This is a genomic window from Nocardiopsis xinjiangensis YIM 90004, assembly GCF_000341145.1.
GTDB classification, from domain to species: Bacteria; Actinomycetota; Actinomycetes; order Streptosporangiales; family Streptosporangiaceae; genus Nocardiopsis; species Nocardiopsis xinjiangensis.
The window spans coordinates 155,191-167,074 of the sequence record NZ_ANBE01000024.1 but is presented as its reverse complement, the minus strand read 5'-3'; the positions used below and the strand labels follow the sequence as shown (position 1 = coordinate 167,074).

Below are 11,884 nucleotides of genomic sequence, written 5' to 3'. Positions count from 1 at the left end.
AGGTGATCAGAGTGTCCGTACACGACACAACTTCCCGGGGGAGGATCTTCTCGGTCTTCCAGGGCTCGGTCCTGGCTGCGGGAGCGGGTGACGGCATCACCCGTGTGGGTCTGCCGCTGCTGGCCCTCACGTTGACGCAGTCGCCCGCGGCCATCGGCCTGGTGACCGCTGCCGCCTGGCTTCCCTGGCCGATCGTGGCGATCCCGGCGGGTGTCCTCTCCGACCGTTTCCCCCCGTTGCGGGTCATGCGGATCACGGAGGTTCTGAGGGTGGTGGCGATCCTGGCGGTCGTGTTCCTCGCTCTCGCGGGGCTGCTCCCGATCTGGATGTTCGCCGTTGGGGTGTTCGTCATCGGTGCCACGGGGGTGGTGTGCGACATCGCTTCGCAGGCCGCCGTGCCCCAGCTCGTGCAGCAGCCTGACCTCACCTGGGCCAACGGCCGGGTGCAGTCCATCCAGATGGGGACGGTGCAACTCCTCGGCCCGGCCGTTGCGGGGTTCGTGGTCGCTCTCGGCGTGGCGGGGGCCCTCGGTGTCCTCAGCCTCACGTACGTGGTCTCGGCAGTGCTGCTGTTCGCGATCCCGCTCACGGCCACCCGGACCGTCCCGGGCCCGCCCGCCCCGGACGGCGCGGCGGAGAAGCGTTCTCCGTTGCGTGAGACCGCCGACGGGTTCGTGTACTTCGTGCGCCGCCCCGACGTGCTCAAGCTCGCCGCACACGCGGCCGCCATCAACTTCACCTTCATCGGCCTGATGACCGTTCTCCCGCTGTGGGTCGTCGCCCCGGGCCCCCTCGGCATGACGACGTGGGCGTACGGGATCCTGTGGACCGTGATCGCGGCGGGCGGCCTGATCGCCGGGCTGGTCGCACACCGATTCTTCGAGACCGTGCCCGAACACCTCTTCGTGCGCCTGTGCCTGCCCGCCTTCGCCGTGAGCGTCCTCCTCCTCACGATCCCGCACGTGGTGCCCGTCGCCGTCGGTCTCACGGCCTTCGGTGTGCTGCTCATGTTCTGGAACGTCGTCACCATCACCTACCGCCAGCGGACCGTGCCCACCGAACTGTTCAGCCGGGTGAATGCGGCCTACCGATGGCTGAGCTGGAGCGTCATGCCGGTCGGTGCAGCGTTCTCGGGCACCGTCGCCGGCCTGGCCGGTGTGCAGGGACTCCTCGTGGGCTACACGGTCCTGCTCGTGGCCATGGCGGTGGTCCTGCCGCCCCGTCTGCGTACGGCCGAACCGGCCGAACCGGCGGAGCGGGCCGAGGAACCCGTGTCCCCCNCCGCCGAACGCCCCGCCACGGAGGAGCGCCGGCCCAGCGGTCGGCAACGGCGGCGCTCGGCCGCCCCGGTGATCGGACCGGCCTTGCCGGGCAGACGGGGATGTGCTCACCTCGCAGGAGAGCCGCATCGCCGGGAGGAGACCATGGACACCGCGGACACCACCGACCAACTCCTCGCCCTGGAGCACGAGGGCTGGAACTCCCTCTGCGAAGGAACGGGGGGCCGCTTCTACAGCGAGCTCATGACCGAGGACGGCCTCATGATCCTGGCCGACGGATCCGTGTTCGGCCGGGAAGCGGTCGCCGCGTCCCTGGACCAGGCACCGGCGTGGGACACCTACGAACTCTCCGACGTGCGCCTCGTCGAGGCCGGCCCCGGCTCCGCCGCGCTCGTCTACACCGGCCGCGCCGTCCGGGGGTCGGCCCCCCCGTTCCTCGCGCGCATGTCCAGCACCTACTGCCGCGCCGGCGGCCGGTGGCGCCTCGCCCTCTACCAACAGACACCCGCTCCGCAGTGCCCCCGATCCGCTGACCCCGGAGGTATCCGCCATGGCCAGTAAGTTCACCGAGCTCGGGATCGATTGTGCCGACGCCGGCGCTCTCGCGCGTTTCTGGTGTTCGGTACTCGACTACGAGGTGCAGGAGGAGCACGACGACGGCAGCATCACCATCGGCCCACCCGGGAGGAACAACCACCACGGCCCGGTACCCCCGGTGCTGACCTTCGCTCCCGTGCCCGAGGGCAAGGCCGTCAAGAACCGGCTGCACATCGATCTCAGCCCGAGTGACAGGGGACAGGACGCGGAGGTCCGCCGGCTGCTCGAGCTCGGCGCCCGGCAGACCGATGTGGGCCAGGGGGAGGAGAGCTGGGTCGTCCTCGCCGACCCTGAGGGCAACGAGTTCTGCGTCCTGGCCGGCCGCCGCCCCTGAGCGGGGCCGCTCACATCCGGTTCGAGGGGCCCGGCCGGATTCAAGAGAATGTAAACCCCGACGCCGACATGGGCGCCATATAGACACTCGTGTGACCGCGGTCCCCGCACCATGGGCACTGCCGCACAGACACCAGAACACCACCCCGGGTAACTGAGGGGTTATCCGAAGTGGGCCACTACCCCCTACCCCTCGTTCCCAGTTGACCCAGGAAGGCCCCCCTCATGCAAGAGCAGTACGGCATCCAGTATCCAGCCCCACAGCAGCCCCAGCAGTTCCAGCACTCCGCTCCTCGGCCCGCCGAGTTCATCAAGCGCCGCAACCCCCTCGGAGTGTGGCTGGGCCTTCCCCTGATCACACTGGGTATTTACATGCTGGTGTGGATTTACAAGATCCACGAAGAGATGGACCAAGCGAACCCGCAACGCCACATTTCGGCCGGCCTTCCCCTGACCGCGGTGCTGCTCGGCCCGCTGACGTTGTTCATCTGGCCGATGATCGCCACCTATCAGGCGGGTGAGCACATCGCCGCCACCCAGCGCGCCGCCGGGGCAGCTCCCACCTGCAGCGGTGCGATCGGCCTCGTGCTGCTGTTCGTGTTCGGGCTGACCCCGCTGTACTACCAGTCCGAGCTCAACAAGATCGTCCACTGATGACCGCAGCGGCTCGCCCCTGACGTCCGAAGAGGCGCCCCGGCCGAAATGGTTCCGGCCGGGGCAGCCCCGCTCGACTCTTCTGCCCGTGCGGACGTCAGGCCTCGAAGCGTCCGCGGGCATCCTCGATGTGGGCCAGGTTCTCCTGGGTCCAGTCGCAGATGGCGTCGACCGTCCGACGCAGGGACCGGCCCGGATCCGTGAGGGTGTACTCGACCCGGGGCGGCACCGTGGGGTGAACGGTCCTTTCCGCCAGGCCGTTGCGTTCCAGCATGCGCAGGTTCTGGGTCAGCATCTTGTGGCTGATGCCCTCGACCTGCCTGCGCAGTTCGCTGAAGCGCAGCGTGCGCTCTCCCAGAGCCTCGATGATCAACAGCGCCCACTTGTCGGCGACGTCGGAGAAGATCTCTCTCGCGAGTGTGTCCGCACGCCGGAGGTCGGCGTTGTCGGACGGCTCACTGTGCGAGTCACCGTCCCCGCCTCTGAACTGCTCGGTCACCATGGGGTTCCCCAGTTACTCGAAAGTGCGTTCTTCCATGCCGGCACTCACTCTCTTATCGTTCCCGAGTAACCGCAAGAGAGCGATACGCAGAGAGCGCGAGGACACCATGGCCATCACCCTCGAGTCCCCTGAAGGGCTGCCCCCGAACGAGCTGTACCGGCACGTGTCGGTGGCGACCGGGTCGAAGATCGTTCTCGTGTCCGGACAAGTGTCCTCGGACGCCGAGGGCACCACGGTCGACGCCGGTGATCTCGCCGCGCAGATCGAGCGCTGTTACCGGAACGTCGCCACGGCGCTGGCCGGCGCCGGCGCCACGTTCGACGACGTGGCCCGGCTGAACGTCTACGTCGTCGACTGGACCCCCGACAAGATGCCGGTGTTCCTCGAGGGCATCGACCGGGCCTCCGAGATGCTGGGCGCCAAGCCGGTCCCCCCGCTCACCGTGGTCGGTGTCTCCGCCCTGGCCGCCCCTGAGTACCTGGTGGAGGTCGAAGCCACGGCGGTCCTGGACTGAGTGCACCGGCGTGACGGCGACCGGCGACATCTCCCGCTCCGCCAACAGCCCCCGGTGCCCCAGTAGGGCCGGCACCCCCAGAACGCACGCGCACACATCGATCCGGAGCATGACGACGATTCCCGCACGGCGCACACTGCTGCTGTCCGCACTCATCGCCTGCACGGTCCTCCTCGCGCTGACAGCGGGGAGGAACTACGTGACAGGAGCGAAACTGAGCCCCGAGCTACCCGTGCACGTGGTCAGTGTCGGGGAGCGCATGAGCCATCACGTGGCACCGAACTCCCACAGGCCCTCGCATTACGTGCGAGTCAGCGGCACCACGTGGATCTCCTGGGGAGGCGAGTCCTCCTGGGGATACGGAAGGGTGTCGGCCCGATGGCCGGGAAACCTGCTGGGCGGGGACAGCGGCTGGGCCAGGATCGAGGTGTCCTGCCCCGTCGGGTCCGACGGCAAGCTCCACTACAACAGGTACGAGCTGGAGTGGCTCGACGGCGACCACGACCGGGACATGGACGGTTGGGAGAGGGGCGAGGTGACGCTCCTGCCCGGGAAGGAGTGCGTCGAGACCTGAACCGGTCCGCGTCGTCACATCGGTGGCGGCGCTCCCTGTCGGCCGCTGTCAACCGGAATGAGCGGGATGGGCGTACACGCGTCGGAAGGCCGACGCGGTGAGGCCGTGCGCGATCACGCTGGCCGTGACGGCCAGGCTGACGGCGGCGAACAGGCGCGGGTCGTGGACCCCTTCGTGGACGGAGTGAGCCGCGTAGAAGAGCGCACTGACGCCCATCGGACCGAACCACCCGACGAAGGCGGCGTCACGCGGCCGCAGGCCCAGCGGTCGCATGAGGACCAGCAGCGCGAGCGGGCGGCGCAGCAGGAGAACGGCGAGGACGAAAACGAGCGCAGCCGGTCCGAAGTCGATCCACTCGCTCCACGGGAGTACCGCGCCCAACAGGACGAATACGGGCAGACCCAGGTAGCGGTTGACCGCCTCGTCGATGTTCTTCTGCGGGTCGCGCTCTTCTCTGCGGACCGTGTGGTTGTAGGTCAGGCCGGCGGCGAAGACAGCGAGCGCCCCGCCCGCTCCGATCAACCGCGCCGCTCCGAGCACGGTGACGGCGAGCAGCAGGGTGAAGACGAGGGAGGGGCCCTCCTCCAATTCCCGCTTACGGGTGGCCGCCTCCATCGACTTGCCCGCCACTGCTCCCAGGGCCGCGCCCAGGAGCACACCCCCCAGTACCTCCCACAACAGACGCCCTGCTGATTCGACGGGACCGGTGAGGGGCACGACAACGGCCACCGCGACCCCGACCAGGGGGAGGGCCAACCCGTCATTGGCGCCGCTCTCCCCGGTGATGAGCTTCCGCAGACGCGCGGGCAGATCCCGCTGGGCCGGTGCTCCGGTCACCACCGACGCGGCGAGCACCGGGTCCGTCGGACACAGGCAAGCACCCACCAGAGCCGCCAGAGCCACCGGCAGCCCGAGCACCAGTGCCGCCGTGCCGGTCACGATCGCTGCGATCGGCATGACGGCGCACAACAACAGCGCGAACTGGGGCACGAGTCCGCGGAGCGAGGTCGTGGGGAAGCGCAGAGCCGCCGTCATGACCGAGGCGGCCAACAGGATCCGGGTTCCTTCGAGGAGAAGGGACTCCCGCGTCTCAGGAGAGAACGCGAGCAGGTCGAGTGCGTAGGGCCCCAGGGCCACACCGAGCAGCAGGGCGAGCAGCGGCTCGCTCAGGGGCAGGGTCTGGATCCTGCTGCTGAACAGCGCGAGGAGCACACTGAGCGCGCCGACGGCCGCATACACCATGTGAAGGGAGTTCATCGGTTCTTCCTCCGCTACCTCGCCCTTGTCCCCGCCGCGGCAGGCTAACCACCGCGTGCTCCGCTCCTGTGTACGCCGGGCCGGGAAAGCGGAAACCCGTCTCTGCGTCCACCGGAACGCAAGGGGTGCCTTCGTGGGCCGATGCACGTCGGTCAGGCTGTCCTCGGGCAACCAGAAGAACGGCAACAGCACGTGCTCGCCCTCGTCCGGGTTCTCCTGGGGTGGGAACCACAGCACGAGCGAGGTCAGGTCCGAGGTCGACGACAGGTCGAGCCCGGCGCAACGCGTGCGCCCAGCCAGGGACTCCACGTCGACCAGGCCGCCGCCACCGCCCCACACCTCGAGCGGAATCCACCGACCCGAAGCAACCTCAGACCGTCTGCTTGGTGCGCACGTTCGGGTGAAGGCGTAGGTACCGGTTCGACTGCGCGGGTGAGCCTTCGGTATCGGCCGCCCTCGCCTTCGAGTGGTCCGCCATGACGGTGACGCCGTATCCGTGGTTCACCCGCTCCAGGGGCTCCTCGGCTGTCTTGCGGTCGTGGCACCGGCGGACCATGGCTCGGCAGTCGGCACGGTCGAAGGCTGGTGGTTCGTCGCCGCGGTGCACCGCGTCGACGCCTTGTCGGCAGGTGCGGCACCGGCCGGGACGGTCGACGAAGTTCCGGCAGGTGGGGTTCGTGCAGCGGGAGGACGGGCGTCGGGGCATCTGGTTTACCTCCTGTCCGGTATGGGCCAGGTGGCCGGGCCCGGTCATGTTCGGCGCCTACCGTGAAGATCGATCCCCTGATGCTGTTGGAGTCTCGCCATGCGTATGTCGATGCCCGTTGCTGCTGCGTCCGCTGCTGTACTCGCCCTCTCGGCGTGCGGGAGCGGCGAGGGGGGCGAGACCGACGGGAACGCCGAGTCCTTCGAGGATGCCGAGGCAGCGCAGGTACCCGAGGGGTACGGGGTCGTCGTCGAGTTCCTCGAAGACCAGGCGGCGGCGGCTGGTGCCGTGGTCGACCACGGCACCGACGCCGACGACGACGCCGAGCTCCAGGGGCTCCTCGAGGAGGTCGAGGAAATCAACGAGCAGTGGGGCGGCGGCGGCTGGCCGGACGTGGGCACGGACGCCTCGAACGGGGTCGAGGTCGCCCAGGTCGCGAGCGACCTCGAAGACGAGTCGGGACGGCTGGCACACGTGATGCTCGACCCGGACGAAACACTGGAGTCCGAGGACCTCGAGAGTGCGCGTGAGGCGGTCGAGGCGGCCGAGGACGAGTTGGGGCGCCTGAACGCGTTGGAGCGCCTGTAGGTATGGGTGTGCTCCGCTCCTGTGTACGCCGGGCCGGGAAAGCGGAAACCCGTCTCTGCGTCCACCGGAACGCAAGGGGCGCCGCACCGAACCCGGGGGGTTCTGTCACGCCCTCCCGCCGGTGCCGATGTTTGGTGTTCGATGAGGGTGAGCAAGGAACTGACCTGCTCTTTCAGAAACGGCTCGAGGCCGTGAGCGCCGACACGGAACAAGGAGGGAACCGATGCGCGGAGTAGTGATGCACACTGCCGGCGACGTCCGCGTGGAGGAGCGCGAGGACCCGAGGATCATCGAGCCCACGGACGCGATCATCCGTGTGACGTCGGCTTGTGTCTGCGGGTCGGACCTGTGGCCCTACCGCGGGATCGAACCGGCCGACCACCAGGTGATGGGCCATGAGTACGTCGGTGTGGTCGAGGAGACCGGCGCGGCCGTGCAGAACGTGGAGGTCGGCGACTTCGTCGTCGGCTCGTTCGTGACCTCCGACAACACCTGCGAGATCTGCCGATCCGGGTTCCAGTCCAAGTGCGTGCACGCCGAATTCGTCGCCCAGACCGTCGGTACCCAGGCCGAGAAGGCACGCATCCCGCACGCTGACGGCACGCTCGTCAAGACACCGGGGCATCCCGGACCCGAACTGGTCCCCGCCCTGCTGGCCGCATCCGACGTACTGGGCACCGGCTGGTTCGGCGCCCACGCGGCACAGGCCGGCCCCGGCAAGACCGTCGCGGTCGCCGGCGACGGGGCGGTCGGCCTGATGGCGGTCCTCGCCGCGAACGAGATGGGCGCGGATCGCATCATCGCCATGTCCCGTCACCCCGAGCGGCAGAAGCTCGCCCGCTACTACGGCGCCACCGACATCGTCGAAGAGCGCGGTGAGGAAGGCGTGGCCGAGATCAAGGAGCTCACCGACGGGCTCGGTGCGCACTCGGTCATCGAGGCGGTCGGCACACAGGAGTCCTTCATGCAGGCCGTGGGCGCCACTCGCGGCGGCGGCCACCTGGGGTATGTCGGTGTGAACCACGACGTGACCATCCCCGGGATCGAGCTGTTCTTCGCCGGCATCCACACTCTCGGCGGCCCGGCGCCGGTGCGCAGGTTCCTGCCCGAGCTCATCCAGCTCATCTGGGACCGCAAGATCGACCCCGGGAAGGTCTTCGACCTCACTCTGCCGCTCGATCAGGCCGCCGAGGCCTACGAGGCGATGGACAGCCGCCGTGCCGTCAAAGTCATGCTGACGCCCTGACCCGCTCGTCTCGAGCTTGCCGGAGTCCATCGAATCGCTTGTGCGAATCACCGACACCAACGGGGGGCCATGGCCACAGGCAACACCGAGAAACCGTCTATGAGGTGACCCGTGCCGGAGCGCTACCGCAGCATCATCGACGTCCACGTCATCCTCCAACGGGGACACGAGATCCTTTTGCTGGAACGCGAGAACACCGGATACGCCGACGGCATGTTGCACCTGCCCTCCGGCCACCTCGAAGAGGGCGAGCCGATCCCGCGCGGCGCAGCCAGGGAAGCCGAGGAAGAGGTCGGGGTGTACATCGACCCCGCCGCCCTGTCCCTGGCCGCCGTCGTGCACCGCTACCAGCGCCCTAGGTCAATCCTGAGGCGTTTGCTTTCTCCATTCGCCCCTTTCCACCCTCCCAAGGCTCCAGTGCCCGACTGAAGGCCTTGACGGCACACGGGGCGGGCACCCCAGCCATGCAACTGCCTCCCTCCTGGCCCTACCGGGCACAGGCTCAGGTGCACAGCATGTACGGGTGTTCTCAGCTCAAGGTAGGCAGGCGAAGAAGCGAGCAGAGTTCAGACAGGAGAGTGAGAGACAGCAGGGTTGGAAGTGTCATCACGGTCGTGGGGAGACCGGGCGGAAGGTAGGTCACCGTGACCTGGAAAGTTGAGAAGTACCGCAGACATACAGGGAGGAGAGCACGATCCAGGTAGAGCAGAGGAAGACAGGAGTCATAAGAAGGAAGATGCTCCTCTCTATACATGGGCAAGAGAGAAGATGTCGGGGTTTGCCCACAACGCTCCATCCCCTACTGCGTCAGGCTCTGACGTTCCGGCGACCTCGGAAAGGTCGAACCCGTTCCTGTAGTGGTGCCTGTAGCGCCCGGTCAACCATAGGGTCAACCCTTGTTCGAACCATTATGTCAACCCTGCCGAGAGTGTCCGCGCCTTGGTGCCTACTCTCTGCGGGACTGCGGACAAAAGGCCACCCGGTCAGGGCGCAGCGAGATGACCGTTCAAGCGCTCCAGCCCCCGGGAGTCGACTGACACAGGCTCAGACAGCAATGGGGCCAAAGATCCGGAGACGACCTCACGGAGGTCGCACAACGTCCCGCCCTGCTCGAAGATACGTGCCCGCGAGGCCGATGCTTCGTCGATGTCGGCTCCCTCAAGGAGCGCCCACACCAACTGGCCCTTGCCACCATCGATGAGATGGTCGATGTTGGTCTGGCCTGAGTTTGGTCATTCGGTTAGTGCGTGTCGCCGTCAACGGGACAGCGCGTCCCCTACTGGATCAGTTCACCAAGCACGTTTTGAGGGCTTGGAGAGCCAACGAGGCAGTCTGAGCTCTCTCCAGAAGCAAGATGTCGCGATGCAGTTCGGTATCGAGTGGCAGGTAGGTGACTCGCGGATCGCTGTCACCAGCCGGGATCGGCACGCACGCGACAGCCAGCCCCTCTCGCACCAACGCGAGCTGGGTCATATGGTCTGCGACGCAGAACGACACGTCGAGCTCGACGCCATGTCGGCGCGCGACCTGTTCGAGTGCGATATGGGCGTCCGAACCCCGGGCACAGGTCGCCCAGCGCTCTCCGGCCAGATCACGAATGCTAAGAGAGCCGTGAGACCGCAGAGGGTGGTCGCCCGGAATCGCCATGAACAAAGCCTCTCGTGTGATCAGTTGCGCGACGACACCCGCCGGCAACCGCAGAGGGGTGGGACTCCAGGATTCGGCTAGCACGAGATCGATGGCACCGGCCGCAAGGCGGTCGAGGTGATCAGCGGTCTCCCCGTCCTCGGCGGACACCCGTACGCGGGGATACTCACGGTGAAACGCGGTCAACTTGGAACCGAGCACATTTCGAATGACGGAAGCGATCGCCGCGACACGCAGATGATCGACGTAGGTCTCGTCGCGATGAAGATCATTCTCCGCCTGCTGCATGGCATCGGCCACCTGCCGGGCGTATCCGGCGAGCACCTCTCCCTTCGCGGTGAGGCGAAGACCGCGTCCCTCCGGCGCCACGATCTTCGTTCTCGTCTCGGCCTCGATGCGGCGCAGCTGTTGCGACACGGCGGGGCCGGTCATGTGCAGTGCCGTCGCGGCTTGAGTCACCGACCCCGTCCGGGCTACGGCGTCCAGTACACGGAGACGGTCCCACCCCATAGTCATAAGGTATACTTAACATANCATGTCTCCTGTCGCTCCACGCTCGTCATACAGTGCATCCCACACTGATCGGACGGTGAGAAGAGGCGGCCCCGTCGTCGCGTCGTCCCTGGTCCTAACCGGAACGCTCTGCCTTTCGGTTTCGGCGATTCTGGTGAAGCTGGCCGGCGTCGATGCCGCTACGGCCGCAGTGGCGCGGTGCGCGATCGCCGTGGTCGTGCTGATCCCTCTAGCGTTTCGGGAACGGTCGCGGGTCGGGTCCCTGTCACGTGGCGGTGTGCTGTGGTCCCTTGCCGCTGGAGCTGCGCTGGGCATCGACTACGCCGCCTGGACCGCCTCGATCTATTACGTCGGCGCGGGGATCAGCACCGTCCTGATCAACATACAAGTCCTGGTTCTACCCGCACTGGCCTTCCTCATCGATCGGGAGAGGGTCACGACGCGCTTCGTCATCACGCTCCCGCTGATGCTCTTGGGAATCAGCCTGGTCGGCGGGCTGTGGAACGCTTCACTTCGGGGTCCGGACACGAGTACCGGTGTGCTGCTCGGTGTCATCGCGGGTTGCGGCTACGGCGTGTACCTGTTCATCACCCGCAGATCGACACGACGCGACCCGGGTCTGTTCGTTCAACCATTGACATGGGCGTCGGCTTCCGCCACGGTCGCCGCCGCCATGGTCTCGCCGATCTCTGGTGGCATCCAAGTGGCTGGGATCTCAGCCCAGTCGTGGATACTGCTTGCGCTCCTGGCAGTACTAGGCCAGGTGGCCGCCTGGCTGTTCANGGCGGGTTGCTGTTGATCCAGCCGATCCTCGCGCTCGGCCTGTCCGCGCTGATCCTGGGTGAGCATCCCACGGTCCTGCAGTTGGTGGGGGCAGCGGTCGTGATCGCCAGTGTCGCTATAGCAAACGGCCTGCTTTTTCGAAAACGTAAGTGCTAGACGGTTCCGCTGTGGCCGGACCTACCGAGCGGTCACCGCGGAGCTTCTGGGCGCGCCCCTGCCCGAGCAGGGAGCGTCGGCTAGAGTCGAGTCGACATAACGATTCGATCTGTTGTCGACTTGGCGTCCTGTCGGTACCGCTCAGTGCCGGGGGAGCACAGGCTCGGACAGGGGAAGCCGTGGGGTCCCGTGGTCAGATGACGGCCACAACAGGAAGAGCCCTGCTCTCCGAGGTGGAGAAGCAAGGCTCTGGACTGCACAAACTGTGTGGGCGTACCAGGACTTGAACCTGGGGCCTCATCCTCATCAGGCACTCACCGACCCCGGGTCAGGAGCTTTCGATCGTTTCTGACCTAGGGTTTCTTGTTCGTCGGTGTTCGCAGATGTCCGCAGTCGGACGCACGTTCTGACGCGCGTGTGACGCACGGGCCGGTGTGCGGTACTCAGAGATGAGGCCGGTTCACCGACCCCCGAGGAGCAGCCTGATTCAAGGATGAGGCCGCGCGCAGTCGGGCCAGACGGCCGTTCCGCCTG

The 11,884-nt window shown here is 67.2% G+C and carries 12 protein-coding genes and 1 pseudogene; 9 read left to right on the top strand and 4 right to left on the bottom strand.

What is annotated here, in order from left to right:
* Nucleotides 1-2 precede the first annotated feature (2 nt).
* The 3 genes from D473_RS26620 to D473_RS0112695 all read left to right on the top strand — a co-directional run bounded on the left by D473_RS26620 (nucleotide 3) and on the right by D473_RS0112695 (nucleotide 2,864).
* Nucleotides 3-1,841, top strand: coding sequence for an MFS transporter (locus tag D473_RS26620; protein WP_083917992.1), 1,839 nt, complete (start codon nucleotides 3-5; stop codon nucleotides 1,839-1,841).
* Entirely contained in the window at nucleotides 1,831-2,211 is a 381-nt protein-coding gene (locus D473_RS0112700) for a VOC family protein (RefSeq protein ID WP_017609447.1), read from the top strand. The genes D473_RS26620 and D473_RS0112700 overlap by 11 nt, the downstream gene beginning before the upstream one ends.
* Nucleotides 2,212-2,435: 224 nt before the next feature.
* Nucleotides 2,436-2,864, top strand: coding sequence for a DUF4234 domain-containing protein (locus D473_RS0112695; RefSeq protein ID WP_017609446.1), 429 nt, complete (start codon nucleotides 2,436-2,438; stop codon nucleotides 2,862-2,864).
* Nucleotides 2,865-2,961: 97 nt separating this feature from the next.
* On the opposite strand, the gene D473_RS0112690 is transcribed toward D473_RS0112695, so the two are convergent.
* A complete protein-coding gene (locus tag D473_RS0112690; RefSeq protein ID WP_017609445.1) occupies nucleotides 2,962-3,366 on the bottom strand; it encodes a winged helix-turn-helix transcriptional regulator in 405 nt (134 codons plus the stop codon).
* A gap of 106 nt (nucleotides 3,367-3,472) precedes the next feature.
* Between D473_RS0112690 and D473_RS0112685 the strand changes: the two genes are divergently transcribed.
* Together D473_RS0112685 and D473_RS0112680 are read left to right on the top strand one after the other, a co-directional pair.
* Nucleotides 3,473-3,880: a RidA family protein gene (locus D473_RS0112685; RefSeq protein WP_017609444.1), complete on the top strand. Its 408-nt coding sequence runs from the start codon at nucleotides 3,473-3,475 to the stop codon at nucleotides 3,878-3,880.
* A 109-nt stretch (nucleotides 3,881-3,989) separates the two neighbouring features.
* On the top strand, nucleotides 3,990-4,454 hold the full coding sequence (locus D473_RS0112680) for a hypothetical protein (RefSeq protein WP_017609443.1): 465 nt from the start codon (nucleotides 3,990-3,992) through the stop codon (nucleotides 4,452-4,454).
* A 48-nt stretch (nucleotides 4,455-4,502) separates the two neighbouring features.
* Here D473_RS0112680 and D473_RS0112675 read toward each other — a convergent pair whose 3' ends face one another.
* Together D473_RS0112675 and D473_RS0112670 are read right to left on the bottom strand one after the other, a co-directional pair.
* The gene (locus tag D473_RS0112675; RefSeq protein WP_017609442.1) at nucleotides 4,503-6,050 is read right to left on the bottom strand and encodes a cation:proton antiporter domain-containing protein; all 1,548 of its coding nucleotides are present in this window, start codon (nucleotides 6,048-6,050) and stop codon (nucleotides 4,503-4,505) included.
* 31 nt (nucleotides 6,051-6,081) lie between these two features.
* On the bottom strand, nucleotides 6,082-6,417 hold the full coding sequence (locus D473_RS0112670) for a hypothetical protein (RefSeq protein ID WP_017609441.1): 336 nt from the start codon (nucleotides 6,415-6,417) through the stop codon (nucleotides 6,082-6,084).
* Between the two features lie 99 nt (nucleotides 6,418-6,516).
* Here D473_RS0112670 and D473_RS0112665 point away from each other — a divergent pair, with 99 nt between their 5' ends.
* The 3 genes and pseudogenes from D473_RS0112665 to D473_RS24770 all read left to right on the top strand — a co-directional run.
* Nucleotides 6,517-7,005, top strand: coding sequence for a hypothetical protein (locus D473_RS0112665; protein WP_017609440.1), 489 nt, complete (start codon nucleotides 6,517-6,519; stop codon nucleotides 7,003-7,005).
* A 223-nt stretch (nucleotides 7,006-7,228) separates the two neighbouring features.
* Nucleotides 7,229-8,251: a zinc-dependent alcohol dehydrogenase family protein gene (locus tag D473_RS0112660; RefSeq protein WP_193373276.1), complete on the top strand. Its 1,023-nt coding sequence runs from the start codon at nucleotides 7,229-7,231 to the stop codon at nucleotides 8,249-8,251.
* A 111-nt stretch (nucleotides 8,252-8,362) separates the two neighbouring features.
* Nucleotides 8,363-8,605, top strand: a pseudogene (locus tag D473_RS24770) (NUDIX domain-containing protein); the annotation flags it as partial.
* A 930-nt stretch (nucleotides 8,606-9,535) separates the two neighbouring features.
* On the opposite strand, the gene D473_RS0112650 reads toward D473_RS24770, so the two are convergent.
* Nucleotides 9,536-10,408, bottom strand: coding sequence for a LysR family transcriptional regulator (locus D473_RS0112650; RefSeq protein ID WP_033353294.1), 873 nt, complete (start codon nucleotides 10,406-10,408; stop codon nucleotides 9,536-9,538).
* 25 nt (nucleotides 10,409-10,433) lie between these two features.
* Between D473_RS0112650 and D473_RS25715 the strand changes: the two genes are divergently transcribed.
* Nucleotides 10,434-11,210: a DMT family transporter gene (locus D473_RS25715; RefSeq protein WP_449406451.1), complete on the top strand. Its 777-nt coding sequence runs from the start codon at nucleotides 10,434-10,436 to the stop codon at nucleotides 11,208-11,210.
* Nucleotides 11,211-11,884: the final 674 nt, after the last annotated feature.

Coding starts and splice junctions, on each gene's coding strand:
- D473_RS0112690 (WP_017609445.1), bottom strand. CDS start 3,366: ATGGTGACCGAGCAGTTCAGAGGCGGGGACGGTGACTCGCACAGTGAG.
- D473_RS0112650 (WP_033353294.1), bottom strand. CDS start 10,408: ATGGGGTGGGACCGTCTCCGTGTACTGGACGCCGTAGCCCGGACGGGG.
- D473_RS0112670 (WP_017609441.1), bottom strand. CDS start 6,417: ATGCCCCGACGCCCGTCCTCCCGCTGCACGAACCCCACCTGCCGGAAC.
- D473_RS0112685 (WP_017609444.1), top strand. CDS start 3,473: ATGGCCATCACCCTCGAGTCCCCTGAAGGGCTGCCCCCGAACGAGCTG.
- D473_RS0112660 (WP_193373276.1), top strand. CDS start 7,229: ATGCGCGGAGTAGTGATGCACACTGCCGGCGACGTCCGCGTGGAGGAG.
- D473_RS0112695 (WP_017609446.1), top strand. CDS start 2,436: ATGCAAGAGCAGTACGGCATCCAGTATCCAGCCCCACAGCAGCCCCAG.
- D473_RS0112665 (WP_017609440.1), top strand. CDS start 6,517: ATGCGTATGTCGATGCCCGTTGCTGCTGCGTCCGCTGCTGTACTCGCC.
- D473_RS0112700 (WP_017609447.1), top strand. CDS start 1,831: ATGGCCAGTAAGTTCACCGAGCTCGGGATCGATTGTGCCGACGCCGGC.
- D473_RS0112680 (WP_017609443.1), top strand. CDS start 3,990: ATGACGACGATTCCCGCACGGCGCACACTGCTGCTGTCCGCACTCATC.